24 protein-coding genes are annotated in these 24522 nt (G+C 73.0%); 14 read left to right on the forward strand and 10 right to left on the reverse strand.

Annotated features, from left to right (window positions below; genetic code table 11):
* Positions 1–445, reverse strand: a 445-nt coding sequence (locus tag AB0C69_RS14070; protein WP_360353443.1) for a dihydroxy-acid dehydratase, incomplete at its 3' end; no start/stop codon positions are given.
* Positions 446–595: 150 nt separating this feature from the next.
* Between AB0C69_RS14070 and AB0C69_RS14075 the strand changes: the two genes are divergently transcribed.
* The 8 genes from AB0C69_RS14075 (at position 596) to AB0C69_RS14110 (ending at position 10116) form a co-directional block, all read left to right on the forward strand.
* On the forward strand, positions 596–1726 hold the full coding sequence (locus tag AB0C69_RS14075; protein ID WP_345177483.1) for an ROK family transcriptional regulator: 1131 nt from the start codon (positions 596–598) through the stop codon (positions 1724–1726).
* A gap of 526 nt (positions 1727–2252) precedes the next feature.
* Positions 2253–3668, forward strand: coding sequence for a hypothetical protein (locus AB0C69_RS14080; RefSeq protein WP_360353448.1), 1416 nt, complete (start codon positions 2253–2255; stop codon positions 3666–3668).
* Between the two features lie 131 nt (positions 3669–3799).
* The gene (rpsO, locus tag AB0C69_RS14085; RefSeq protein WP_067792110.1) at positions 3800–4069 is read left to right on the forward strand and encodes a 30S ribosomal protein S15; all 270 of its coding nucleotides are present in this window, start codon (positions 3800–3802) and stop codon (positions 4067–4069) included.
* Between the two features lie 270 nt (positions 4070–4339).
* The gene (locus tag AB0C69_RS14090; RefSeq protein ID WP_345174742.1) at positions 4340–6676 is read left to right on the forward strand and encodes a polyribonucleotide nucleotidyltransferase; all 2337 of its coding nucleotides are present in this window, start codon (positions 4340–4342) and stop codon (positions 6674–6676) included.
* Positions 6677–6769: 93 nt separating this feature from the next.
* Entirely contained in the window at positions 6770–8086 is a 1317-nt protein-coding gene (locus tag AB0C69_RS14095; RefSeq protein WP_345174215.1) for a pitrilysin family protein, read from the forward strand.
* 93 nt (positions 8087–8179) lie between these two features.
* The gene (locus tag AB0C69_RS14100) at positions 8180–8803 is read left to right on the forward strand and encodes an NAD(P)H-dependent oxidoreductase (RefSeq protein ID WP_360353451.1); all 624 of its coding nucleotides are present in this window, start codon (positions 8180–8182) and stop codon (positions 8801–8803) included.
* A gap of 36 nt (positions 8804–8839) precedes the next feature.
* Positions 8840–9577, forward strand: a complete 738-nt coding sequence (gene dapB, locus AB0C69_RS14105) for a 4-hydroxy-tetrahydrodipicolinate reductase (RefSeq protein ID WP_353833916.1) — start codon at positions 8840–8842, stop codon at positions 9575–9577.
* On the forward strand, positions 9577–10116 hold the full coding sequence (locus tag AB0C69_RS14110; protein WP_360353453.1) for a transglutaminase family protein: 540 nt from the start codon (positions 9577–9579) through the stop codon (positions 10114–10116). Before dapB ends, AB0C69_RS14110 begins: the two co-directional genes overlap by 1 nt.
* Here AB0C69_RS14110 and sigJ read toward each other — a convergent pair.
* Positions 10104–10985 carry an RNA polymerase sigma factor SigJ gene (gene sigJ, locus AB0C69_RS14115; RefSeq protein WP_360353455.1) on the reverse strand — a complete coding sequence of 294 codons (882 nt, stop codon included), beginning with the start codon at positions 10983–10985 and terminating at the stop codon, positions 10104–10106. The genes AB0C69_RS14110 and sigJ overlap by 13 nt on opposite strands.
* Positions 10986–11140: 155 nt before the next feature.
* Between sigJ and AB0C69_RS14120 the strand changes: the two genes are divergently transcribed.
* Positions 11141–11926, forward strand: coding sequence for a hypothetical protein (locus AB0C69_RS14120; protein ID WP_360353457.1), 786 nt, complete (start codon positions 11141–11143; stop codon positions 11924–11926).
* A 17-nt stretch (positions 11927–11943) separates the two neighbouring features.
* On the opposite strand, the gene AB0C69_RS14125 is transcribed toward AB0C69_RS14120, so the two are convergent.
* The 3 genes from AB0C69_RS14125 to modA form a co-directional block, all read right to left on the reverse strand.
* Positions 11944–12633 (reverse strand): Uma2 family endonuclease, encoded by a 690-nt coding sequence (locus AB0C69_RS14125; protein WP_360353475.1) that lies wholly within the window; start codon positions 12631–12633, stop codon positions 11944–11946.
* Positions 12634–12724: 91 nt separating this feature from the next.
* A complete protein-coding gene (ftsH, locus tag AB0C69_RS14130; RefSeq protein ID WP_360353459.1) occupies positions 12725–14797 on the reverse strand; it encodes an ATP-dependent zinc metalloprotease FtsH in 2073 nt (690 codons plus the stop codon).
* 114 nt (positions 14798–14911) lie between these two features.
* The gene (gene modA, locus AB0C69_RS14135) at positions 14912–15691 is read right to left on the reverse strand and encodes a molybdate ABC transporter substrate-binding protein (RefSeq protein ID WP_360353461.1); all 780 of its coding nucleotides are present in this window, start codon (positions 15689–15691) and stop codon (positions 14912–14914) included.
* A 112-nt stretch (positions 15692–15803) separates the two neighbouring features.
* On the opposite strand from modA, the gene AB0C69_RS14140 reads away from it, so the two are divergent.
* On the forward strand, positions 15804–16478 hold the full coding sequence (locus AB0C69_RS14140; RefSeq protein WP_345174230.1) for a uracil-DNA glycosylase: 675 nt from the start codon (positions 15804–15806) through the stop codon (positions 16476–16478).
* 91 nt (positions 16479–16569) lie between these two features.
* Complete coding sequence (locus tag AB0C69_RS14145) at positions 16570–17601, forward strand: hypothetical protein (RefSeq protein ID WP_360353464.1); 1032 nt, start codon at positions 16570–16572, stop codon at positions 17599–17601.
* Here AB0C69_RS14145 and AB0C69_RS14150 read toward each other — a convergent pair.
* Genes AB0C69_RS14150 through AB0C69_RS14165 form a run of 4 tightly spaced genes read right to left on the reverse strand, consistent with a single transcriptional unit; the run spans position 17565 to position 21385 of the window.
* Positions 17565–18431, reverse strand: a complete 867-nt coding sequence (locus AB0C69_RS14150) for a 1,4-dihydroxy-2-naphthoate polyprenyltransferase (protein ID WP_345174744.1) — start codon at positions 18429–18431, stop codon at positions 17565–17567. The genes AB0C69_RS14145 and AB0C69_RS14150 overlap by 37 nt on opposite strands.
* A gap of 34 nt (positions 18432–18465) precedes the next feature.
* A complete protein-coding gene (locus AB0C69_RS14155) occupies positions 18466–20115 on the reverse strand; it encodes an MFS transporter (RefSeq protein WP_360353466.1) in 1650 nt (549 codons plus the stop codon).
* A gap of 48 nt (positions 20116–20163) precedes the next feature.
* On the reverse strand, positions 20164–20739 hold the full coding sequence (locus tag AB0C69_RS14160) for a GNAT family N-acetyltransferase (protein WP_360353467.1): 576 nt from the start codon (positions 20737–20739) through the stop codon (positions 20164–20166).
* Between the two features lie 52 nt (positions 20740–20791).
* Complete coding sequence (locus tag AB0C69_RS14165; protein WP_360353468.1) at positions 20792–21385, reverse strand: CGNR zinc finger domain-containing protein; 594 nt, start codon at positions 21383–21385, stop codon at positions 20792–20794.
* A gap of 105 nt (positions 21386–21490) precedes the next feature.
* Here AB0C69_RS14165 and AB0C69_RS14170 point away from each other — a divergent pair, with 105 nt between their 5' ends.
* Both AB0C69_RS14170 and AB0C69_RS14175 read left to right on the forward strand, forming a co-directional pair.
* Positions 21491–21745 carry a hypothetical protein gene (locus tag AB0C69_RS14170; RefSeq protein WP_345174240.1) on the forward strand — a complete coding sequence of 85 codons (255 nt, stop codon included), beginning with the start codon at positions 21491–21493 and terminating at the stop codon, positions 21743–21745.
* Positions 21742–22095 (forward strand): VOC family protein, encoded by a 354-nt coding sequence (locus tag AB0C69_RS14175; protein ID WP_345174242.1) that lies wholly within the window; start codon positions 21742–21744, stop codon positions 22093–22095. The genes AB0C69_RS14170 and AB0C69_RS14175 overlap by 4 nt, the downstream gene beginning before the upstream one ends.
* Positions 22096–22108: 13 nt before the next feature.
* Here AB0C69_RS14175 and AB0C69_RS14180 read toward each other — a convergent pair whose 3' ends face one another.
* A complete protein-coding gene (locus AB0C69_RS14180; protein ID WP_360353470.1) occupies positions 22109–23500 on the reverse strand; it encodes a PLP-dependent aminotransferase family protein in 1392 nt (463 codons plus the stop codon).
* Between AB0C69_RS14180 and AB0C69_RS14185 the strand changes: the two genes are divergently transcribed.
* A complete protein-coding gene (locus AB0C69_RS14185) occupies positions 23499–24515 on the forward strand; it encodes a DMT family transporter (protein ID WP_360353472.1) in 1017 nt (338 codons plus the stop codon). The genes AB0C69_RS14180 and AB0C69_RS14185 overlap by 2 nt on opposite strands.
* Positions 24516–24522: the final 7 nt, after the last annotated feature.

The raw sequence follows: 24522 nt of genomic DNA on the forward strand, positions 1-24522 counted from the left end.
CCCGGATCATGACGGGCGCCCCGCTGCCGGCCGTCGCCATGGCCACCACGTCCCGGCTGAACAGCGACAGCTCCATGCCGGCCCGGCCCTGGGTGATGCCGTCGCACATGGCGGGGACGCCCCCGGCGAACTGGGCCGTGCCGCCCCCCGCGCGGATCGCGGACTTCAGGAGGTCGGGGTAGTCCTGGAGCGGCTGGTGCGCGGACAGCATGTCGTTGTACGCCGACACGATCGCGATGTTCGGCGTGGCGTCGCCGCGCAGCCACAGCTTGTCCTGGACGCCGCAGGCGGCGAAGCCGTGCGCGAGGTTCGCGCACCCCATCCCGCTGCGCACCGGGCCCTGCGAACGGGCCTCGCCGATCCGCTTCAGGTACGCGCCGCGGGGTCCGGCGCTCCGCTCGACGACGCGCCGGGTCACTGCCGCCAGCACGGGATGCACAGCCATCAGATGCTCCAAGACCAGGGGGGATCGCTCGATCACCAAACTAGCGAGACATCGGTCACCTGTTCAACCGTACTTATGAACTTCAGATGACAAAAGTTCGGATGTTCGTCGAACTGGACGCACGAAAGCCCCGGGTGCTTGACTGGCCGGATGCCCCGCCCCGTCACCCGCCCGGCCACCGGCGGCGACATGCTGCGCCTGATCCGCGAGGACGGCGTGGCCACCCGCGCCGAGCTCGGCCGCATCACCGGGCTCTCCCGGCCCGCCGTGGCGTCCCGCGTCGCGGCCCTGATCCGGCGCGGCCTGGTGGTCGAGCGCGCCGACGGGCCCTCCACGGGCGGGCGCCCCCCGGCCCGACTGGAGTTCAACGCGGCGGGAGGCTCCGTCCTGCTCGCCAACCTCGGCCAGTCCCGGGGCCAGCTCGCCGTCTGCGACCTCGCCGGCACGACCCTCGCCCGCGCCGACGGGCCCCCGGCGGAGGTGAGCCCGGGCAGGACGCTCCCGCGCCTGTTCGAGCAGTGGGAGGCCCTCCTCGCCGAGTCCGGCGCCGACGCGTCGAGCATCCGCGGGGTCGGGCTCGGCGTCCCCGACGCCGTCGAGCACGTGGCCGGGAGCTGGGACGCGATGGAGATCGGCGCCCCCATCTCCGAGCGCTTCGGCGTCCCCGCCTACCTCGACAACGAGGTCAACGCCGCCGCCCTCGGCGAGCACCAGGCCCACCCCGGCGTCGGCGACCTCCTGTTCGTGAAGGTCTCGACCGGGATCGGCGCGGGCATCATCGCGGGCGGCCGCATCCAGCGCGGCGCCCTCGGCGCGGCCGGGGAGATCGGCCACATCCCCGTGCCCGTCCCCGGCGAGGCCCCCTGCCGCTGCGGCAACGTGAACTGCGTCGAGGCCGTCGCCGGCGGCACCGCCCTGCTGGCCCGCTCCCCCGCCGAGGACCTGCCCGCCCTGGCGGCGCTGGCCCGCTCCGGCGACCCGGCGACCGTCGCCCTGCTCCGCGACGCCGGCCGCCGCATCGGCGAGGTCGTCGCCACCGCCGTGAACCTCCTCAACCCCGCGGTCGTCGTCCTGGGCGGCGACCTCGCGGGCGCGGACGAGCCCCTGATCGCGGGCGTGCGCGAGATCGTCTACCAGCGCGCCACGGCGCTGGCGACCCGGGACCTGCGCATCGAACCGAGCCGCCTGGGCGAGAGCGCGGGCCTGACCGGCTGCGCCGCCATGGTCCTGGATCGCATCCTGTCCCCCGACGCCGTCGACGCGGCCGCCGCCGGCGCCTGAGAAGCCCCAGCCCTGGAGCACGGGCTTGAAGCGCGGGTCTGAAGCACGGGCCTGAAGCACGGGTCTGAGAAGCGCGGGCCGTGCGGGAAGGGCGCCCGCGCTTTCGTGCGCGACACGGCGTTAGCACACCCGGGCGACGGGTCGCCACCGGGCGGCGTGGCAGCCATCGGACATGACGCGCACGAAACCGCACCCTGACTCAATGGGCAAAGCGATCATGTTTTCCAGTGAGGACAAACTCGACATTTCCCCATATTGAGGGGTTATGAGCGACGATCATTGTCACTCTCCGCACAGGGACGGCGCGTTACATCCCCCGCCAGGTAAGACTTTTCTACCGGCCGCGAATAGGTCCGACTAAAGAGATTGACTGGCGTTTCCGGGGGATTCGTGGTTACCGTGTCCTTGCTCAGCGAAAGCAACATCCGATCGTTCTTTGACTTTTGACCCCAAAAGACAAGGCGATCAATATCTCCGCCCGGGAGGTCCAGGCGGTCCGGACGGAAAAGGGAGAGGGCGAGCGGGGATGGCGGACTTCCATTTCAGTGTCCTGTCCGGGGCGACCGCCGCGGAGAGCGACGACACCCGCCTCCTCGACGTTCTCGACCGGGCGCTCGGCGCGGCGGCCGGCCCGCTCCGCTGGAAGCCGCTGCGCAGCGGGATGTGGGCCCACGTCCGCCCCGAGAACGGCGAGTGTCCCCAGCAGGGGTGGAAGCTGCACGTCTCCGCGACGCCGGCTTCGGCCCAGGACGTGCTGGCCCGCTCGCTGCCCGTGCTGCTGGCGGGCCGTTCCATGTTCAAGTTCGCCGCCACCCGCGACCATGTCGCGGCCCTGAACTCGCGCAACACCTCGCGCGGCCATTCCGGGAAGTTCATCACCGTCTACCCGGTGGACGACGACGAGGCCGTCCGCCTCGCGGCGGAACTGCACGTGGCGACCGCGGGCCTGCCCGGGCCGCGCATTCTGTCCGACCGCCCCTACGGGCCGGGCAGCCTCGTGCATTACCGCTATGGAGCGTTCGTCGAGGTGCGCCGCATCACCAACGACGGATTCTACGCGTGGATGATTCTCGACCCGGACGGCAATCCCGTGGAAGACCGCCGCGGTGCGACGTACACGCCGCCGCCCTGGGCCGCCTGCCCATTCCCCCAGGACGTCCCGCCGACGGAAAAGCAGAACGGCACAGACGCGGGCGATAGCACCGAAAGCACCCGGAAGAGCGCCACCGAGAATGGCGCCGTCCGAAACGGAAAAGGCGTTCGGATCGGGTCGCGGTTCACCGTCCACGAGGCGATCCGCCACACCAACAAGGGCGGCGTGTACCGGGCGACGGACACCGAGACCGGCGAGGCGATCGTCATCAAGGAGGGCCGCCCGCACGTGGACGTCGACGCCAAGGGGCGCGACACCCGCGACCGGCTGCGGACGGAGGCCCGCGTGCTGGAGGCGGTCGACGCCCTGGGCATCGCCCCGCGCCCGGTGGCGCTCTTCGCCCAGGCGGGCCACCTCTTCCTGGCGGAGGAGATGATCCCGGGCACCTCCCTGCGGCAGTGGATCGCCGACGTGATCGGCGACGCCGGGTGGGGCCCGCACGTGCCCCCCGTCCTGGAGATGTGCGGGCGCCTGGCCGATCTGATGGCGAAGGCGCACGAGGCCGGCCTCATCGTGCGCGACTTCAACCCGAGCAACATCATGGTGCGCCCGGACGGCGCCCCGGTGATGATCGACCTGGAGCTGGCCCTCACCGCCGACGACGGCGAGCGGGAAGGGATGCGGGTGGGGACCCCCGGCTACAGCGCGCCCCCACCGGGAAGCTCGCGAAGCGAGGTCGCGCTCGCCCCAAGACCGGTCGAGGTGCGAGCCGCCAGGCGAGCACCTCGGGCCGGGCTTGCAGCCAGCACAGCCGGGCTTGCAACCAATACAGCGTGGTACGGTGAATAGTCGCCGGGAAGGGCCCCGGCGCGGCTGGCTGCACCCTCATGCGGCCCGCCACCCTCTTCAACACGCACCATGCGGACCCGTGCGCCCACCGGGCCTGGATCTGCGGGTGACGAATCCATCGAAGGAGCCACGTGTCGCTCGACACCGCCACCAAGAACCAGATCATCGCCGAGTACGCGACCACTGAGGGTGACACCGGATCCCCGGAGGTCCAGGTCGCGCTGCTGACGCGCCGTATCAACGATCTGACCGAGCACCTCAAGGAGCACAAGCACGACCACCACAGCCGCCGCGGCCTCCTGCTGCTGGTCGGCCGTCGTCGCCGGCTCCTGAAGTACCTCGCGAACAAGGACATCAACCGCTACCGGCAGCTGATCGAGCGACTCGGGCTGCGGCGCTAGCAGGGTGAGGGAGTGGCCCGCCGGGCCACTCCCTTCCTTTTACGGTCGGCGGGCCCACCGGGCCCCGACCCCAATTTCAGACAAGCCTCGCGGACACCGCTGGTGCGGGCCGGTCCTCGGTAGTGGCTTCCGGATCCGTTCCGCCGCGTCGGCGGCGCTCTCGATCCGGGTGCTTCGATCGAAGACCGGCAGCGTGACAGCCAACGGGAAACGGCCGCGAGGACCGAAAAGGAACCCATGAGGAGGTTTCCCGTGACAGAAGCCGTGCGCATCGACGGTGCGCAGACCACCGAAGCCGTGATCGACAACGGCACGTTCGGCACCCGCACCATCCGCTTCGAGACCGGCCGGCTGGCCCGGCAGGCGGCCGGCTCCGCCGTCGCCTATCTCGACGACGAGACGATGGTGCTGTCGGCGACCACCGCGTCCAAGAAGCCCAAGGACAACCTGGACTTCTTCCCGCTGACCGTGGACGTCGAGGAGCGGATGTACGCCGCAGGGCGCATCCCGGGCTCGTTCTTCCGCCGCGAGGGGCGTCCGTCCGAGGACGCCATCCTGACCTGCCGGCTGATCGACCGGCCGCTGCGCCCGTCGTTCGCCAAGGGCCTGCGCAACGAGATCCAGGTCGTCGAGACGATCATGGCGCTGCACCCCGACCACCTGTACGACGTCGTGGCGATCAACGCCGCCTCGATGTCCACGCAGCTGGCGGGCCTGCCCTTCTCGGGCCCGATCGGCGGCGTGCGCGTCGCGCTGATCGACGGCCAGTGGATCGGCTTCCCGACCCACCCCGAGCTGGAGCGCGCGACCTTCGACATGGTCGTGGCCGGCCGCGTGCTGGCCGACGGCGATGTCGCGATCATGATGGTGGAGGCGGAGTCCACCCGCGACACCATCAAGCTCGTCGGCGAGGGCGCGACCGCGCCCACCGAGGAGACCGTCGCCGAGGGCCTCGAGGCGGCCAAGCCGTTCATCAAGGCGCTGTGCAAGGCGCAGAGCGACCTCGCGGAGGTCGCCGCCAAGGAGACCGCCGAGTACCCGATCTTCCTGGACTACCAGGACGACGTGCTCGCCGCCGTCACCGACGCGGTCAGCGGAGACCTGGCGCAGGCGCTGACCATCGCCGGCAAGCAGGAGCGCGAGTCCCGGCTCGACGAGATCAAGGCGGCCGCCGCCGAGAAGCTCGCCGAGCAGTTCGAGGGGCGCGAGAAGGAGATCTCCGCCGCCTACCGCGCCCTCACCAAGAAGCTGGTCCGCGAGCGCGTGATCCGCGACGGGCTGCGCATCGACGGCCGCGGCCTGAAGGACATCCGCCAGCTGACCGCCGAGGCGCACGTCATCCCGCGGGTGCACGGCTCGGCGCTGTTCGAGCGCGGCGAGACGCAGATCCTCGGCGTGACGACGCTCAACATGCTCCGCATGGAGCAGACGATCGACACGCTGAACCCCGAGCGCACCAAGCGCTACATGCACAACTACAACTTCCCGCCGTACTCCACCGGCGAGACCGGCCGGGTCGGCTCCCCGAAGCGCCGCGAGATCGGTCACGGCGCCCTCGCCGAGCGCGCCCTGATCCCGGTGCTGCCCTCGCGCGAGGAGTTCCCGTACGCGATCCGGCAGGTGTCGGAGGCGCTCGGCTCCAACGGCTCCACCTCGATGGGCTCGGTGTGCGCGTCCACCATGTCACTGCTGGACGCGGGCGTCCCGCTCCGGCAGATGGTGGCGGGCATCGCCATGGGCCTGATCAACGAGGGCGACGAGTACGTCACCCTGACCGACATCCTCGGCGCCGAGGACGCGTTCGGCGACATGGACTTCAAGGTCGCCGGCACCCGTGACCTCATCACGGCGCTGCAGCTGGACACCAAGCTCGACGGCATCCCGGCCTCGGTGCTGGCCGCCGCGCTGAAGCAGGCCAAGGGCGCCCGCCTGGCGATCCTGGACGTGATGCAGGAGGCCATCGAGGCGCCCGCCGAGATGAGCCCGAACGCGCCGCGGATCATCACGATCAAGGTCCCGGTCGACAAGATCGGCGAGGTCATCGGCCCCAAGGGCAAGATGATCAACTCGATCCAGGACGACACCGGCGCCGACATCACGATCGAGGACGACGGCACGATCTACGTCGGCGCCACCGACGGGCCGTCCGCCGAGGCCGCGCGGCAGGCGATCAACTCGATCGCCAACCCGCACATGCCGGAGGTCGGCGAGCGGTTCCTCGGGACCGTCGTCAAGACGACCACGTTCGGCGCGTTCGTGTCGCTGCTGCCCGGCAAGGACGGCCTGCTGCACGTCTCGCAGATCCGCAAGCTGCACGGCGGCGCCCGGATCGAGAACGTCGAGGACGTGATGGGCGTCGGCGAGAAGATCCAGGTCGAGGTCACCGAGATCGACCAGCGCGGCAAGCTGTCGCTGGTGCCGGTCGAGGTGGTCGAGCGCGAGGCCGCCGGGAAGGCCGAGACGGACGGCGGCGACGAGCCCGCCTCCGCCCCGGCGTCCGGTGACGGCGGCTCCGGCGAGCGCCGCGACGACGGCGACCGGCGCGGTCCGCGGCGCCGCCGCACCCGCCGCGGGTCCGACGACGACGCCGGCCAGCGCAACTCCTGATCAGAACCCATGACCGGCCGGCCGGATCCGCAGCGCGATGAGGCTGCGGACCGGCCGGCCGGCCGCTTTCCCCCGACGGAATGTGAGCCACACGTGACCCTGCCGGCGCGGGCGCAGGAGCCCGGCACCACCACCACGATCCACTCCGACGGCGCCGGCGCGGTCCGCCGCACCGTCCTGCCCGGCGGGCTGCGGATCATCACCGAGACGATGCCGACCGTGCGCTCCGCGGCGTTCGGCGTCTGGGCGGCGGTCGGCTCCCGCGACGAGGCCCCCGCCGACGCCGGGGCCAGCCACTACCTCGAGCACGTGCTGTTCAAGGGCACCCGGCGGCGGTCGGCGCTGGAGATCTCCGCGGCGATCGACGCGGTCGGCGGCGACCTCAACGCGTTCACCGCCAAGGAGTACACCTGCTACTACGCGCGGGTCCTGGACTCCGACCTGCCCCTCGCGGTGGACGTGGTCTCCGACATGGTGGCGGCGTCGCTGAACCGGCCCGAGGACGTCGAGGCCGAGCGCGGCGTGATCCTCGAAGAGATCCACATGCGCGACGACGACCCGGGCGACCTGATCCACGACGAGTTCTCCACGGCGCTGTACGGCGACACCCCGCTCGGGCGTCCCATCCTCGGCACCGAGGAGTCGATCAACGCGCTGTCCCGGGACCGGATCCACGGCTACTACCGGCAGCACTACGTCCCGTCGAACCTGGTGGTGTCGGTGGCGGGCAACATCGACCACGACGAGACGGTCCGGCTGGTGTCGGCGGCGTTCGCCGAGCACCTGCACGGCGACGCCGCGCCCGCCGCGCCGCGGCTGAACGGCGCGCCCGTCCCGCTGGACCCGCGCAGCGTGGTGATCGACAAGGACACCGAGCAGGCGCACATCATCATCGGCGGTGCCGGCACGTCCCGCACCGACGAGCGGCGGTTCGCGCTCGGCGTGCTGAACGCGGCGCTCGGCGGGGGCATGTCGTCCCGGCTCTTCCAGGAGATCCGCGAGAAGCGCGGGCTGGCGTACTCCGTCTACAGCTACACGGCCCAGTACGCCGACTCCGGCGTGTTCGGCGTCTACGCGGGCTGCCAGCCGGCCAAGGCCGAGGAGGTCCTGTCGATCTGCCGGGACGAGCTGGCCAAGGCCGCCGACGGTCTGGACGACGAGGAGCTGGAGCGCGGCAAGGGTCAGTTGCGCGGCGCCATGGTGCTCGGCCTGGAGGACACCGGCTCCCGGATGAGCCGGATCGGCAAGAGCGAGCTGGTCTACGAGTCGCTGCTGCCGGTGGACGAGGTCCTGGCGCGCATCGAGGCCGTCACGCCCGACGACGTCCGCGCCATCGCCCGCGACGTGCTGGCGGGCCCGCAGGCCCTGACCGTGATCGGCCCGGTGGGGGACCGCGAGTTCGGAGCCTGACGCACCGCTCACTTGTTAAACGGACCAGGGTCCGCTAATCTCCAGAGGAGTAAGCGGACCTTGGTCCGTATTTTCTGGTGAGAGAGGACCCTCATGTCCCGTCTGCTGCACATCTCCGCGTCCCCGCGGGGCGCCGCGTCCGAATCGCTGGCGCTGGCCGACGCGTTCCTCGACGCCTACCGCGAGACCCACGGCGACGCCGTCGACCACCTCGACCTGTGGGAGGCCGGCCTGCCCGCGTTCGGCCCCGCCGGAGCCGGCGCCAAGATGACCGTGCTCGCGGGGAACGAGCCGTCCGGCGCGGAGGCCGCCACGTGGCGGGCCGCCCGGGAGGTCTTCGAGCGCTACGACTCCTACGACCGCTACCTGTTCAGCGTCCCGATGTGGAACTCCAGCGTCCCGTACATCCTCAAGCAGTTCATCGACGTGGTCTCGCAGCCCGGCTGGGTGTTCCGCTTCGACCCCGAGAAGGGCTACAGCGGCCTGCTGAAGGGCAAGAAGGCCGCCGTCGTCTACACCAGCGCCGTCTACGGGGAGGGCCGCGGGCCCGCGTTCGGCCGCGACCACCAGGCCCCGTTCCTGGAGGGCTGGCTCCGCTGGACGGGGATCACCGACATCGGCACCGCCGAGTTCCGCCCGAACCTCGCCACCGCCGACGCCGAGACAGGGCGCCGCACCGCGCACGCCGAGGCGCGCGAGCTGGGCAAGCGCTTCTGACGATAGGCTCGGGACGACGCCAACCGGGAGGAACACGTGACAAAGGTCGGGGTGCTGGGCGCGCAGGGCCGGATGGGCGCCGAGGTGTGCCGCGCCGTCGAGGGGGCCGACGACATGGAGCTCGTCGCCGCCGTCGACCAGGGCGAGGCGCTCGACGCGCTGGCGGCCGCCGAGGTCGTCGTCGACTTCACCCACCCCGGCGTGGTCATGGACAACCTCCGGTGGTGCGTCGAGCGCGGCCTGCACGCCGTCGTCGGCACCACCGGCTTCGACCCGTCCCGGCTCGACACGGTCCGCTCCTGGCTGACCGAGGAGTCGTCCGGGAACGTGCTCATCGCCCCGAACTTCGGGATCGGCGCGGTGCTGATGATGCACTTCGCGCAGAAGGCGGCCCCGTTCTTCGAGTCCGTCGAGATCGTCGAGACGCACCACCCGAACAAGGCCGACGCCCCGTCCGGCACCGCCTACCGCACCGCCGAGCTGGTCGCCGCCGCCCGCGCCGAGGCGGGCGTCGCCCCGTCGCCGGACGCCACCACCTCCGGGGTCGAGGGCGCCCGCGGCGCCGACGTGGACGGCGTCCGCGTGCACGCCGTCCGCATGTCCGGCGCCGTCGCGCACCAGGAGGTCGTCCTCGGCGGCCACGGCGAGCTGTTCACCATCCGGCACGACTCGATGAACCGCGAGTCGTTCATGCCCGGGGTGCTGCTCGCCGTCCGCAAGGTCCCCGAGCTCGAACGCCTCACGGTCGGCATCGAGGCGCTCCTCGGCCTGTGATGGACTTCGACGCCGAACCCTGGGACTACCTCGCCGCGTCCGAGGCGATCGACTTCGAGCATCCCCTCGTCCAGTCGATCGCCGCGGAGCTGCGCACCGGCGACGACATCGCCTACGCACGGGCGGCCTTCGACTACGTCCGCGACCGGATCCCGCACTCCATGGACACCGGTGACACCCGCGTCCCGTGGCGGGCCTCCGACGTCCTCGAACAGCGCACGGGCCTGTGCTTCGCCCAGTCCCACGCCTACGTCGCCCTCCTGCGCGCGGGCGGCGTCCAGGCCGGACTGTGCTACCAGCAGCGCCCCGGCTTCGTCCACGGCCTGGCCGCCGCCCTCGTCGACGACCTGTGGGTCCGCCTCGACCCCCGCGACCCGGGCGTGCGCTTCTCCGCCTCCGCCGACGCCCTGGCCTACCCGGACGACCCGATCCTCCCGACCGTCCACGCGGCCCCGCACCCCACCGTCCTCGCCGCCCTGAAGGGCATGACGACCCTCAGCGTCTCGGCCCTCCCCGCCACCCTGGATCAGCCGGAGTAGACGAGGTCGAGGGCGGCGAGGCGGTCGGGGTCGGCCAGGATGTCGATCGCGGTGACCCGGCCTTCCGCGACCGTGAAGGCCAGGACGGACTGCGGGCGCCCCTCCTCGAACCAGACGATCCCGGCGGTCCCGTTGACCAGGGCGTCCATGACCTGCCCGGGGGTCGTCCTGCGGAACCTGATGGCCTGCCCGGCGACGTTCTCGGCGCCGACGACCTGCGTCCAGCCGCCGGGGATGGCGCCGACGTCGGCGCGGAGCACCACGTCCGGGGCGAGGACCGCGACGAGCGCCTCGAAGTCGCCCCCGTTGGCGGCCGCGTTGAAGGCGTCGACGACCGCGCGCTGGCGGGCCGGGTCGCGTTCGGGATCGGGGGCCGTGCCGCGCACCCGGCGGCGGGCGCGGCTGGCCAGCTGGCGGGCGGCGGCGGGCGACCGTCCCACGATGTGCGCGATCTCCTCGAAAGGCACGCCGAACGTGTCGTGCAGGACGAACGCCAGCCGCTCGGCAGGGGTGAGGGACTGCAGGACCACCAGGAGCGCGAGACCGACCGAGTCGGCCACCAGCGCCTCGTACTCGGGGTCGGGGGAGGTGGCGGCGCTGACGACCGGGTCGGGCAGGCGTTCCTCCAGCGGGTCCTCGCGACGGGACGTGCGCGAGCGCAGCATGTCCAGGCACACCCGTCCCACGACGGTCGTGAGCCAGCCGCCCAGGTTCTCGATGTCGTCCGAGTCGGACCGGCTGAGCTTCAGCCAGGCCTCCTGGACGGCGTCGTCGGCCTCCGCGAGCGAGCCCAGCATCCGATAGGCGACGGCCTTCAGATGCGTGCGGTGCCCCTCGAACCGCTCGGCCAGGAACTCGCGCTCGTCCATCACGTCCCCCTCTGTGCCACTAGGTCATCACACTGACGGACCCCGCGGCCCGGATGTGACCGGGCTTGTGCGCAGACCGGAGCGCGCCTAGCGTTCGCCAGGTGGATGCGACTTTCGCGCGGAAGATGTGGAAGGCCATAGAGCCGCTGCACGCGGTGACGTACTTCGCCGAGGAATGCCGGACGGCCAACAAGGACGTCGGCCTCAAGGGCTTCTGGATGGGCTACTTCGGGAGCCGCGGAGCACCACTCGGCCGGGTCTCCGCAGGGACGATCGAGGCGATCTTCTTCGGCTTCCACCCGTCCCGCGTACGGCGAGCCGTCCCCGACGCGTGGAGTTTCGCGTCCCCCGAGAGCATCCTCCAAGCGCGAAGCGACGCCGCGGCGCGTGCCCTTCGCAGGGCCTTCCCCGGCATCGAGGACGTTGCGTTGAAGGCCGCGCCGCTCCTGCAAGAAGTCGTGATGGCGGCGGACGGCTCCGGCCGCCCTCTGTTCGCGGCCAACCGTGACCTGCCCGTCCCAGAGGACCCGGTAGAGGCGCTCTGGCAGGCGACCACGTCCTTGCGCGAGCACCGCGGTGACGGACACGTGGCCCTTCTCACCGCCGAGGGCCTGAGCGGCCTGGAAGCGAACGTCCTGGCGTCCGCCCTGGGCGTGGTGCCTGCCGAGCGATTCCATGAAAGCCGCGGCTGGTCGCCTGAGGAGTGGGCGGAGGCGATCGAAGCACTCACCCAACGCGGCCTCGTGGCCGAGACAGAGGCGACAGAAGCCGGACGCGCCCTGAAGGCACGAATCGAGCAGCGCACCGACGAATTGGCAGCAACCCCCTACGCCGTCCTGAGCGACCCCAGCACCCTGTACGAGTGGCTCCAGCCAGCCTCCAAGGCCCTGGCGAACGAGATGCCGTTCCCCAACCCCATAGGCCTCCCCCGACCCGCTTAGAGGCGGGCGGACCGTACTCAGCCCGGCCCGCGCTGCCAGGGCTCCCACTCGTTGGTGGTGATCTCCAGGCCGAACGGCTCTGGCAGTTTGATCGGCTCGCCGAACTCCCAGCTCACCGCCTCCATGTAGTCGCCCGACGCGGTGTCGGGCGAGCTGAAGAGCGTCGTCCGCGCCTCCCTGGGATCGCGGTCGACCAGTAGGTAGTACGGGATCCCGACCCGCGCGTACCCGTTCCACTTGGTCGGCCTTGCCCGGCGCCGGCCAGGTAGGCGATCTTCGGACGCGGTGCTCGGCGAGGTCACCTCTAGCGCGAGTTCCAGATGCTCCGGGAGGGCTTTGCGTAGTTGCGCGCGCCGTCCTTCCGCTGCGGTCGTCCTGTCCAAGACGCACAGATCCGGGATGTACCCGTCGTGCACCTCGCTTAGGTTCAGGTCCTGCGTGGCGACGCAGCGCCACGGGTAGGACGCGTCAGCCGCGCGGGCGGCCGCGAAAGCATCCGACACGTCTTGGACGATGAAGTTGTGAGCCATATCGGGCCCTGGCGACACGATGATCTCCCCACCGACGATCTCGACACGGGTGCCGTCGTGGGGGAGATCCAGTACGTCGGCGAGCTCGTCCCGCATCCAGAGGTTGTAGGGGGTGTCGGGGAGTTCGCGATGATGGTGAACCGTGGCAAGAACGCTCACTTTGGGTGATTCCTCCATCACGCTCGGCTCCCATCAGCCTAGAGACCGTGTGTAGTCAGCGTACCCAGAATCGGTTAACACCTCGGGGCGCCACGGGTGAAGGGGCGGGTCAGCGGTGGGATTTGGAGAGGTCTACCTCGCGGATGGTGCGGTCGATGCCGGCGGCGGCGTAGGCGGCGGACTCGTCGAGGGTCTCGTTCTCGAGGAGGGCGGCGGCCAGGGAGTCCAGCTTGTCGCGGTGGGCGCGGAGGGTCTCCAGGGCCTCGGCGTAGCACTCGTCGACGATCCGGCGAGCCTCCAGGTCGACGGCGTCGAGGGTGCCCTGGGCGGCGTACTGGCCCATCGGGTCCGACCCGTCCGCCGGGAGGATCGACAGGGGGCCGATCTTCTGGGACATGCCCCAGCGGCCCACCATCCCGCGGGCGATCTTGGTGACCTGCTCCAGGTCGCTCTCCGAGCCGGTGGTGATCACGCCGAACACCAGCTCCTCGGCGGCCATGCCGCCGAGCGCGCCGATGATGCGGCCGCGCAGGTAGCGCTCGTCGTAGGCGTAGCGGTCGTCGTCGGGGGTGGAGACGGTGACGCCGAGCGCGCGGCCGTGCGGCACGATCGTGATCTTGCGGACGGGGTCGGCGCCCGGCTGGAGCATGCCGAGCAGGCCGTGCCCGGACTCGTGGTAGGACGTGCGGCGGCGCTCCTCGAACGGCATGACCAGCGAGCGCCGGGTGCCGAGCTGCACCTTCTCCAGGGCGCTCTGGAAGTCGTCCATGTCCACGGCGTCCTTCTCGCGCTTGACGGCGAGCAGGGCGGCCTCGTTGACCAGGTTGGCCAGCTCGGCGCCGGTCATCCCGGGGGTCATCCTGGCGATCGAGAGGATGTCGGCGTCGGCGGCGAGCGGGACCTCGCGGGTGTGCACGCCGAGGATCGCGACGCGGCCCTCCAGGTCGGGCGGGGACACCGCGACCTGCCGGTCGAACCGGCCGGGGCGCATGAGGGCCGCGTCCAGGATGTCGGGACGGTTCGTCGCGGCGATCACGACGACGCCCTCGGAGCCGGAGAAGCCGTCCATCTCGGTGAGGATCTGGTTGAGGGTCTGCTCGCGCTCGTCGTGACCGCCCATGCTGGCGCCGCCGCCGCGCGCCCGTCCGATGGTGTCGATCTCGTCGATGAAGATGATCGAGGGGGCGGTCTTGCGGGCCTCGGTGAACAGCTCGCGGACGCGGGCGGCGCCGACGCCGACGACCATCTCGATGAACTCCGACGCGGCCGCGGAGTAGAAGGGGACGTCGGCCTCGCCGGCGACGGCGCGGGCGAGCAGGGTCTTGCCGGTGCCGGGCGCGCCGGTCAGCAGCACGCCGCGGGGGGCGCGGGCGCCCATCCGGCGGTACTTGCCGGGGTCCTTGAGGAAGTCGACGATCTCGCTGAGCTCCGCCTCGACCTCGTCGATCCCGGCGACGTCGGCGAAGGTGGCGCGCTTGGCGTCCGCGGCCACGGGCTTGGGGGAGCGGTTGAAGCCGCCCATGAGGCCGCCCCCGCCGCCGGTCATGCGGCGCTGCAGCCACACCATCACGCCGATCCACAGGCCGACGAACAGCAGGGTCGGCAGCAGCGACAGCAGAAGGTTGGCGAGCAGGCCGCGGTCCTCGTTGACCGGCTTGGCCTCGACCTCGACCCCCTTGGCCACCATCTCCGTGTAGATCTTGTCGTCGGCGAACGCGGGGCGCAGCGTCTGGAACGAGGAGTAGGTCTTCTCCGCGTGCCCCGGGACCGGCCGCTTGCTCTTCAGCTGGCCCTGGATCTGGTAGCCCTTGGTGTAGACGTCCTTCACGTTCCCGGCGGCGACCTGCTGGGTGAACGCCGTGTAGGGGACCGTCACCCGCTCCTTCTGGCCGGTGAGGTGCATCGAGACGTAGCTCAGCCCGAAGACGGCCACCAGCAGCGCCCAGAAGACCGCGTTGTTGCGGTTCGGCTTCCACCCGCCCCCGCGCAGGCCGCGGGCCCGCCCTTCTCTCCGGTCGGGAACGCCTTCGGCGCGCCAGGGCTGGTCGGGGTCGCTGCGGGGCGGCACCGACTGGCGTCTGCCGGGCCCGGCCGTGCCGGAGCGCTGCGCGCCGGCGTTCGGCGGCGTCCCGTTCGGTCGCGGTGTCCCGTTGGGCTGTGGCGCGGGTCGCTCGTCCGGCACGTGTCGCATCTCCCCGTACAACGCGCCCCGGGGACCGGGGCGATCAGGTGTTCCCGAGCCCTGGAGGGCTCCGGGGAGGTAAACGGAAGTCGGCTCGCATCCGTTCCCCGCGGGTCACTGCTGAGCGGCCGGTGTGACGAAGCCGTACTTGGTGAACAGCCGCTGCGCGTCGGGGGTGACCAGCCACGCCACGAACGCCCTCGCGGCGTCCTCGTGGCCGCCGTCGCGGACGACCGCGGCGGGGAAGGACGCGGTGACGTTCTGGGCCGCCGGGATGGGCACGCTGCTCGCCGCGATCCCGGCCGAGTTCAGGTCGGTGACGAAGACCACGCCCGCGTCGGCCTCGCCGGCGCGGACCCGGTCCAGGACGGCCCTCGCGCTGATCTCCTCGCTGCTCCACCGGACGGTCACGCCCGCCTTGGCGAGGACCTGCCGGGTGTAGCGGCCGACGGGGACCGTCCCGGCGCCGACGACCACCCGCAGACCCGGCCGCGCCAGGTCCCGCAGGTCCCGGATCCGGTGGGGGTTGCCGGGCCCGACCGCGATCGTGAGCCCGTCGCGGGCGATGACGCGGCGGCGCCCGGCCAGGTACTCGTCGGCCTCGTCCATGCTCGCCCCGTCGGCCGTCACCAGGACGTCGGCGGGCTCGTGCTCGGCGAGGCGGTCGGCGATCTCCGGCATCCCGCCGAACGCGAACCGCAGCCTGACGTCCGGGTTCTGCTGCTGGTAGGCCATGCCGACCTCGCCGAGCACCTCCGTCATCGAGTTGGTCGCGAGGACGGTGAGGGTCGCCGGTCCGGAGGGGCCGCCGCAGCCCGCGCCGAGGGCGGGCAGGGCGAGCGCCGCGAGCAGCGCGGACGCGCGAAGGCGCCGCCGATGGGGGGAATCGGGCATTTGTCTCATCCTAGGGTCGGGGGGTTCGGAGTCCCTGGATTCGGCCTGGCGTGTCAGAGGCCGGCACTAGTGTTCCGGGCAACTGGAGATCACGTTTCTCGGAGGCCCGACGATGTCCCTCGACCTGATGGAACTGCTGCCCGGCGACTGGCGCGAGCGGCTCGATCCGCTGCTCGACCCGATCGGCACCGCCGCGCTGGGCGCGTTCGTCGCGGGAGAGTACGCCGGGCAGACCGTCTACCCGCCGCGCGAGGACCTGTTCAACGCGTTCCGGCACTGCCCGTTCGACGGCGCCCGCGTCCTGATCCTCGGGCAGGACCCCTACCACGGCCCCGGCCAGGCGCACGGGCTGAGCTTCAGCGTGCGCGAGGGCGTGCGGCTTCCCCCGTCCCTGCGCAACATCTACAAGGAGCTGGCGGCCGACCTCGACGTCCCCGCGCCGGTGTCCGGCGACCTGACCCGCTGGGCCGACCAGGGGGTCCTGCTGCTGAACGCGGTGCTGACCGTCCGGGCCGGGGAGGCGGGCTCCCACGCGGGCAAGGGCTGGGAGGACTTCACCGACGCCGCGATCCGCGCGCTGAACGACAAGACCGAGCGCGTCGTGTTCGTCCTCTGGGGCGCCTACGCCCGCAAGAAGGCGCGCCTGATCACCGGTCCCCAGCACACCGTGATCGAGTCGGCGCACCCGAGCCCGCTCAGCGCGAAGAAGTTCTTCGGGACGCGCCCGTTCAGCGCCGTCAACAAGGCCCTCGTCGACGCCGGCCGCACCGAGATCGACTGGGCCTAACCGGTCGCCTCACCCTGGCGGGGGAGCGGGGCGCCCGTTCTCCCTCCGCGGCGGGAGGCACGGGGCGGGCGGCCCGGTGGATCGTCGGTCCATGACCGTTCCAGTTCACCGGCCCGCCGGCATGGCGCGCGCCGCGCACGGCGGCCCCGGGCGGGCCCGCCTGGCCGTCTGCGCGGCGACGGCCGCCGCGTGCGTCCCCTACCTCACCATCAAGATCGCTTGGCTGTCGGGCAGCACGACCGGCTGGAACGACCCCGCCGCGGCCGAGGACTCCGCGCTCTACGTGGGCAACGCGATCACCCTCGGCATGGACGCGGCCGCCGTGCTGGTGGCGGCGGCGTTCACCTTCCGCTGGGGCCGCCGGATCCCGGCATGGCTGGTCCTGGCGCCGATCTGGATCGCGGTGGGCCTGCTCGCGCCGATCGTCCTCGCCGTCCCGCTCGGGACGCTCCTGCAGACGGTCTTCTCATCCGAGCCGCTCATGGGCGATGAGAACGCGCTCCAGGGCTGGGTGTACGGCGTCGTCTACACGGGCTTCACCGTGCAGGGCGTCGGGTTGCTGACGGCGTTCGTCCTGTACGCGCGCGACCGGTGGCCGCGGACGTTCGAGATCCGCACCCGGAACCTGCCCACGGGGCCGACGCACTCGCTGCAGGTGCTTCTGGCCCGCGTGGCCGTCGCTCCGGCCGCTGTCTTCGCGGCCATGGAGCTCTACTGGGCGTTCGGAGGGACGGCGGGGCTCCACGGGCGCGAGGCCGCCGACCGGAACCTGGCCCAGCAGCTGGCCGGCGGTGCGGAGGGCCTGCTCGCGGCCGCCGCCGCCGTCGCGCTGCTGCTGATCGTCCGGCGTGCGGCCCGCCCGGGCCGGTTCGTCGTGCCGCTCGCCGCCGCCTGGGCCGGCTCCGGCACCATGTTCGCGGCCTCCCTCTACGGGCTGCTCGTGGTGCTCGGCCGGCCGGGCTTCCTGGCCACGGACTCCGCGTCCGCCACGGGCCTGGTCGCCCTCGCCGGGGTGCTCGCCGGGCTCGTGACCGGTCTGACCGGCGCATTCCTGCTGGCCGAGAACCAAGGCGCCCTGACCGCGGGTCAGAGCGCCAGGCCGACCGCCAGCAGCACTCCGTAGGCGATCTGGAGCCGGCCGGTCTCGCCGAGCACCGGGATCAGGGCGGGGCCGGTCGCGCCGTTCAGCACCTTCTGCGTCGGCGGCAGCGACAGCGGCGCCGCGAGCAGGGCGAGCAGCGCCCACGGGTGCGGCGCCGCCAGGGCCAGGACGAACATGAACGGCAGCGCGGTGCACGCCGCGTACAGGATCCGGGTCCAGCGGTCGCCCAGCACGACGGCGAGGGTCCGCTTGCCCGACTCCCGGTCGGTGGGGATGTCGCGCAGGTTGTTGGCGACGAGCATCCCGCACGCCAGCAGCCCGATCGGGACCGCCGCCGCCCACGCCTCCCACGGCAGCTCCTCGATCTGGACGTAGGTCGTGCCGACGACGGCGACGAGGCCGAAGAAGACGAAGACCGAGACCTCGCCCAGGGCGCGGTACCCGTACGGCGTCTTGCCGCCCGTGTAGAACCAGGCGGCGAGGATCGCGAACGCGCCGACGAGCAGCAGCCACCACGTCGTCACGGCGGCCAGGACGAGCCCGGCGACGGCGGCGACGAGGAAGCAGCCGAGCGCGGCGGCCAGCACCTGCCTGGGCTTGGCGACCTTCGAGCCGACGAGCCGCAGCGGCCCGACGCGGTCCTCGTCGGTGCCGCGGATGCCGTCGCTGTAGTCGTTGGAGTAGTTCACCCCGATCTGCAGCACGAGGGCGACGACGGCGGCGAGGACGCCGCGCCACCAGACGGGGTCGCCCTCGCCGACGGCGACGCCGGTGCCGACGACGACCGGGACGAGGGACGCGGGCAGGGTGCGGGGCCGGGATCCGGCGACCCATTGGGAGAGCGTGGCCACAGTCACCGCTTGTTCTCGTGGGACGACAGGGGGTCTAGCGCTTCGATTCTTCCCGATGAAGATCAGTGCTCGGGCGCAGCCGCAGCGCGGGCCCGAGCCCGAGGGCGAGGATCGCCGCCGTGGTCAGGGCCGCGTTCCTGGTCGCGACGGCGAGGCTGGCGTCCGCGGCGTGCGCCTCGGCGGCCAGCCCGGGCGTGTCGTGAAGATCACGTCCGGAGGTCCCGGCGCTGTGGCGCAGGTCGTGGGCGAGGGCCGCCCGCCGCTCCGGGCTCAGCGACGAGCCCGCCAGCCGGTCGGCCATCGTGTGCCCGAGGCTCGTCGCGAACACCGTCCCGATCGCGGCGATGCCGAGCGCCGCGCCGACCTGCCGGGCCGTCGACTGGGTCCCGGACGCCTGGCCCGACTGCGCCGGCGGGACGTCCGCGAGCGAGACGTTCGCCAGCTGCGCCGACGTCAGCCCGAGGCCCAGCCCGTACAGCAGCATCCACGGCGCGAGCCCGAGCCCGCCGGTCGTCGCGGAGACCGTGAGGGCCAGCCCGAGGACCGCGGCGACCTCCAGGACCATCCCGATCTGCACGACCCGGTGGGCGCCGCGCCGGTCGGCGAGCCTGCCCGCGCCCCCGCCGGACACGAACGCGCCGACGGCCAGCGGCAGGATCGCCAGGCTGATCTGCAGCGGGTTCGTGCCGTGGACGCCCAGCAAGAACAGCGGCAGGACGAACAGCAGCCCGAGCTCGCCGACGTTGATCAGCGCCGAGGTCAGGTTGCCGCGCCGGAAGTTGGGGATGCGGAACAGCGCCAGGTCGAGCATCACCGGCCGTCCCGCCGCCGCCCGGGACCGCTCGACCACGACCAGCGCCGCGAGCAGCACCGCGCCGAACGCCAGGACCACGGGGACGGGGGAGAGGGCGGTCTCCGGCCAGCGGAGCGGGCCGGCCGTGAACGGGCGCGTCGCGGTCCACCAGCCGTACGTCTGCCCCTCGATGATCCCCCAGACCAGCGCGCCGAGGCCGAGGGCGGCGAGCGCGCCGCCCGCCCAGTCGATCTCGCGCCGCACGCCGCCCGGGGCGGGCGAGCGCGTCTCGGGCATGAACCGCAGCGCCCCGGCGATCAGGACGGCGCCGAGCGGCAGGTTGACCCCGAACGCCCACCGCCAGCCGCCGCCGGTGGCCAGGGCGCCGCCCGCGAGGGGCCCGAGCGCCGCCATGCCGCTGATCATGGCGCCCCAGACGCCGAAGGCGACGGCCCGGTCCCGCCCGGTGAACACCGCGTTCACCGTGGACAGCGTCGCCGGCATGAGCATGGAGGCGCCGACGCCCTGCAGGGCCCGCGCGCCGATCAGGGTCGCGCCGACGGGGGCCAGCGCGGCGGCGACGCTCGCCGCCGCGAACACCGCCACCCCGAGCACGAACATCCGGCGCCGCCCGGCCAGGTCGCCCGCCCGCCCGAACGGGATGAGCAGCGCGGCGAACACCAGCGAGTACACCGAGGTCGCCCATTCCGCGCCCGAGGTCGACAGCCCCAGGTCGGAGACGATCCGGGGCATCAGGACGCCCACGATCGTGGCGTCGACCACGACCAGCGAGACGCCGAGGCTCATCACGACCAGGCCGAGCCGGCGATGCCGGCCGGAGGGCGCCGGTGCGGAGGCACGGGGCGGCGTCAGGGAAGCGGACTCGGGCACGACCTCCAAGATATGGCCGGATCGCCCGTGCGCCTCACCGACCCCTGGCTAGGAGCCCGTTCCGCCGGGCGGAACCCCGATGTCGGTGTCGCTGATGTCGGTGTGCAGCCGGATCTGCCGGACGGGCTCGCCCATGTCGAGCGTCCGGGCCGTCCCGTCGGGCGCCCACCCGGCCGAGCCGAGGAACGTCCGCGTCACCTCGTCGCCTTCGAACACCCAGGAGACCAGGGTGGTGAAGCCGTCATCGCGGAGCAGGTCCGCGGTGGCGGCGAGCAGCCGGCTACCGTGCCCGGCCCGCGTGTGCAGGGGGTCGACCAGCAGGGTGATCAGCTCGGCGGCGGCGGCCGGGTCGAGGTCGGCGTCCTCGGCCGGGGCGTGCGCGGCGAAGCCCACGACGATGTCGGACGCCACCGCGACCAGCAGCCGGTGCCGCGGGCTCGGCGGCGCCGTCGCCGCCTCCGCCCACCTGTCGCGCCACTGCTCCACCGCGGCGTCGCTGGTCACCTGGCTCAGGACGTCCGCCGGCAGCAGCTCGCGGTACCCGTGCCGCCATGCCCGCACCTGGATGCCGGCGACGGCGGCCGCGTCCGCGCGCCGCGCGGGCCGCACCCCCACATCGGCCATGCCGTGCTCACGTCCTCTCGCCGGGATCTCGGCCCACCCTAGCGAGCGGCGGCTACGCGGGAGCGCGCCGCCGTGCCCGGTAGGCGCGGGTCTTGGCGCGGTTGCCGCAGACCTTCATCGAGCACCAGGAGCGCGAGCGGTTCTTGGAGGTGTCCAGGAACGCCCAGCGGCATGTGTCGATCTGGCAGGTCTTCAGGCGCGGCCAGGTGCCGGCGGCGACCGAGTCCATGACGGCGGCGGCGATCCGGGCCAGGCCGCCCGCGGCGGCGCCGAGCGGGTCGAGCGGGACGAGCGCGGGGCGCGGCCCGGCCAGGCTGACGCGCAGCGGCAGGGCGGCCAGCACGTCCTCCAGGTCGTCGGGGATGTCGGCCTCGTCCGGGCGGTGGTGGGCCTCCATGGCCTCGCGGAGCCCCTCGCGCAGCGCGACGGCGGTGCGGACGTCGGCGTCGGAGGCCCCGGCGCCCTCGGGCATGAGCCCGCGCCCGGCGAGCCATCCGGCGAGCCCGCCGGGCGTCGTGATCTCGTCGGTCGCGGACTCGACGTCGAGCGTGTTGACGAAGTCCGCCAGCAGCAGCGCCGGGTCCGCAGGCGGCGGCGCGAGGTTCCCGCCCGTCTCGGTGCCGCCCATCGCGTCCTCCTCGTCCACGGGAACTCTACCAAGCGCCGACACCGCCATAAAGCGTTCGATGGTTGCGCGAACCACGACACCGGCATTACGTTTTAGATGGTGTCATCGAACGGGAGGACGACCATGAACGAGCTTCCGTACTTCGCGGTGCTCGCGCAGCGCCATGCCTGGGCCGAACGCGAGTACGCCCGACTGCACGCCGACATCGTCGAGTCGAGGCTCATCGCCCGCGAGCGGGCGCAGGAGCGGGCCGCCCGGAAGCGGGCCTGGGTCCGCGACCGGATCGGCGGGCTGCACCTGCCGCGGCGCACGCCTCCCGCTCCGTACTGCGCCCGCGCCGCGGCGCGGTCCGTTCGCGCGGCGGGAGTCGTGCGATGAACCCCAAGGTGGGCAACCTCGTCATCGACTGCACGGACCTCGGCGCCATGGCGGCCTTCTGGGGCGGCCTCCTCGGGATGAAGACGACGGCGCGGAGCGACGACTGGCTCGACCTGGAGCCCCTCGGGACGGGCGGGCCGGTCCTGTCGTTCCAGCTCGTCCCCGAGGGCAGGAAGGTCAAGAACCGGCTGCACCTGGACCTGGACGTCGCGGACATCCGCTCGGCCGGCGAGCGGGCGGCGAGCCTCGGCGCGACCCCGGCCGCCGGGCCCATGGGGAACCCGGGGCGCCCGTTCCAGGTCTGGCGCGACCCCGAGGGCAACGAGTTCTGCTTCTGCACCGCCTCATGACCGCGGGACGGCCTTAGGTCCGCAGAACCGAGGCGAGGCGGCGCACGCCCTCGGCCAGCTCCGCCTCGGATGCCGCCGTCCCGTAGCTGAGCCGCAGGTGGGGGGCGGGCGCCTCGGCGGGGAAGAACGGCCGCCCCGCGTTGACCAGGACGCCGGCGCGCAGCGCGGCCTCGGCGAGCGCGGTGTCGTCGACGCCGTCCGGCAGCCGGGCCCACAGGTGCAGCCCGCCCGCCGGGCGGCTCACCCGCAGCTCCGGCAGGTCGCGGGCGAGGGCGGTGAGGAGCGCGTCGCGGCGCGAGCGCAGGGCGGTCCGGACGGCCCGCAGGTGGCGCGGCCACCCGGGCGAGCTGACCAGTTCCAGCAGCGTCTCCTGCAGGGGCCTGGCGGGGAAGAACTCCTCGACGAGCTGCGTCGCGCGGATCCGCTCGGCGACCGGCCCCCGGGCGGCCACCGCGGCCACCCGCAGGCTGGGCGCGGTCGCCTTGGTGAGGGACGCGACGTGCACGACGCGGCCGTCGGCGTCCTGCGCGATCAGCGGCGGAGGGGGAGCGTCGATGCCGAGGTGCCGGGCGAAGTCGTCCTCCACCACGAACGCGCCCGCCGCGCGCGCCGCGTCCAGCACCCGCTCGCGCCGCTCGGCGGCCAGCACCGCGCCGGTCGGGTTGTGGAAGGCGGGCTGGGTGTAGAAGACCCGCGCCCCGCTCATCGCGAACGCCTCGGCCAGCAGGTCGGGACGGACGCCGTCCGCGTCCACCGGGACGGGGACCGGATGCAGCCCGCTCGCCCGCGCCACCGCCAGGACGCCCAGGTACGTCGGCGACTCGACCAGCACCGGGGCGCCCGGCGGCAGCAGCGCGCGCAGCACGGTCGTCAGCGACTGCTGGCCCCCGCTCGTGATCAGCACGTCGGCGGGGGAGACGGCGCCGCCGACCGTGCGGGCGAACCAGGCGCGCAGCTCCGGCGATCCGCCGAGCCGCGGCATCTCCCAGGCGTCCGGGCGCCGGGCCGCCCGCGCGGCCGCCGTCGCGAGCGCCCGCACCGGCTGGAGCGTCGGGTGCAGGTAGCCGCCGCTGAGCGCGACCACGCCGTCCGGCGGCGGGGTGAGCAGCCACGACACCCCGGCCGGGTCGACGGACCGGTCGCCGAGCGTCACCGCCTGCCAGCCGAAGTCGGCCGGCTCCGCGGCGCTCCCGGCCCGCGGCGCGGCGAAGGCCCCGCTGCCCGGGCGCGTCACCACCAGCCCCTCGGCGGCCAGCAGCCCGAGCGCCCGCGACACCGTGACCGGGCTGACCCGGTGTCGCTCGACCAGCGCGCGGCTCGACGGGAGGCGCTCGCCGGGGCTCATCCGGCGGACCTCCGCGCGCAGCCGATCGGCCAGCGTCGCCACACTGCTATCGTCTTTCATGAGACTTAAAGATAGCGCTACTGCGCCCCGGCCGATAGCGGCCGGCACCTCCAGGGCGGGCCTCGGGCTCGCGGCACTCGGCGTCCTGACCTTCTCCCTCACCATTCCGACCACGGTCTTCGGCCTCGAAGGGCTCGACCCCTACGTGATCGGCATCGGCCGCTCCGCCGCCGCGAGCGTCCTCGCCGCCCTCGCACTGCTATCGGTCCGGGCGCGTCCGCCCCGCCGCGACCAGTGGGCGAGCTTCGCGGTCGTCGCGGCCGGAGTGATCTTCGGCTTCCCGCTGTTCTCCACGCTCGCGCTCGACCACGGCGCCTCCTCCGCCCACTCGGCCGTCGTCGTCGGGCTGCTGCCCGCCGCCACCGCCGTGCTCGGGGTCCTGCGCGCGGGGGAGCGCCCCTCCCGCGCCTTCTGGTTCGCGAGCGCGGCCGGGGCGGCCTGCGTCACCGGCTTCGCCCTGGTCCGCGGGGCGGGCCGCGTCACGCCCGCCGACCTGCTGCTGTTCACCGCCCTCCTCACCTGCGCCGCCGGCTACGCCGAGGGCGCGCGCCTGGCCCGCGACATGCCGGGCTGGCGCGTCATCTCCTGGGCGCTCGTCCTGGCGGCCCCCGTCACCGTCCCGGTCACCGGGGTGCTGCTCGCCACGACCCGCCCCGCCTGGACGGCCCACGCCGTCATCGGCTTCGGCTACGTGTCCGTCTTCTCCGCCTACCTCGGCTTCTTCGCCTGGTACGAGGGCCTGGCGCGGGCCGGGATCGCGCGCGCCAGCCAGATCCAGCTGACCCAGCCCATGCTCACCCTGTTCTGGTCGGCCGTCCTGCTCGGAGAACGCGTCGACGCCACGACTGCGCTGGCGGCCGTGGCCGTGCTGGTCTGCGTGGCCCTCACCCAGCGCGCCCGCGTCCGGCGCACCCTGCCCGACGTCGCGGGCCCCCGCGCGCCCGCCGCCCCCCCCCCCCGGGGGGGGGGCGGGGGGGGGCGGGGGGGTGCGTGGGGGGGGGGTGCGGGGTTATGACCGGCCC

The organism is Actinomadura sp. NPDC048032 (genome assembly GCF_040653175.1).
Classification (GTDB): Bacteria; Actinomycetota; Actinomycetes; order Streptosporangiales; family Streptosporangiaceae; genus Spirillospora; species Spirillospora verrucosospora.

What these genes read in the sequence shown, in the direction of transcription:
- AB0C69_RS14160 (WP_360353467.1), bottom strand. Translation starts at nt 20,739, where the DNA reads ATGGCCGATGTGGGGGTGCGGCCCGCGCGGCGCGCGGACGCGGCCGCC.
- AB0C69_RS14175 (WP_345174242.1), top strand. Translation starts at nt 21,742, where the DNA reads ATGAACCCCAAGGTGGGCAACCTCGTCATCGACTGCACGGACCTCGGC.
- AB0C69_RS14140 (WP_345174230.1), top strand. Translation starts at nt 15,804, where the DNA reads ATGTCCCTCGACCTGATGGAACTGCTGCCCGGCGACTGGCGCGAGCGG.
- AB0C69_RS14125 (WP_360353475.1), bottom strand. Translation starts at nt 12,633, where the DNA reads ATGGAGGAATCACCCAAAGTGAGCGTTCTTGCCACGGTTCACCATCAT.
- AB0C69_RS14080 (WP_360353448.1), top strand. Translation starts at nt 2,253, where the DNA reads ATGGCGGACTTCCATTTCAGTGTCCTGTCCGGGGCGACCGCCGCGGAG.
- sigJ (WP_360353455.1), bottom strand. Translation starts at nt 10,985, where the DNA reads ATGGACGAGCGCGAGTTCCTGGCCGAGCGGTTCGAGGGGCACCGCACG.
- AB0C69_RS14100 (WP_360353451.1), top strand. Translation starts at nt 8,180, where the DNA reads ATGTCCCGTCTGCTGCACATCTCCGCGTCCCCGCGGGGCGCCGCGTCC.
- AB0C69_RS14180 (WP_360353470.1), bottom strand. Translation starts at nt 23,500, where the DNA reads ATGAAAGACGATAGCAGTGTGGCGACGCTGGCCGATCGGCTGCGCGCG.
- AB0C69_RS14110 (WP_360353453.1), top strand. Translation starts at nt 9,577, where the DNA reads ATGGACTTCGACGCCGAACCCTGGGACTACCTCGCCGCGTCCGAGGCG.
- AB0C69_RS14145 (WP_360353464.1), top strand. Translation starts at nt 16,570, where the DNA reads ATGACCGTTCCAGTTCACCGGCCCGCCGGCATGGCGCGCGCCGCGCAC.
- AB0C69_RS14075 (WP_345177483.1), top strand. Translation starts at nt 596, where the DNA reads ATGCCCCGCCCCGTCACCCGCCCGGCCACCGGCGGCGACATGCTGCGC.
- modA (WP_360353461.1), bottom strand. Translation starts at nt 15,691, where the DNA reads ATGCCCGATTCCCCCCATCGGCGGCGCCTTCGCGCGTCCGCGCTGCTC.
- AB0C69_RS14170 (WP_345174240.1), top strand. Translation starts at nt 21,491, where the DNA reads ATGAACGAGCTTCCGTACTTCGCGGTGCTCGCGCAGCGCCATGCCTGG.
- AB0C69_RS14185 (WP_360353472.1), top strand. Translation starts at nt 23,499, where the DNA reads ATGAGACTTAAAGATAGCGCTACTGCGCCCCGGCCGATAGCGGCCGGC.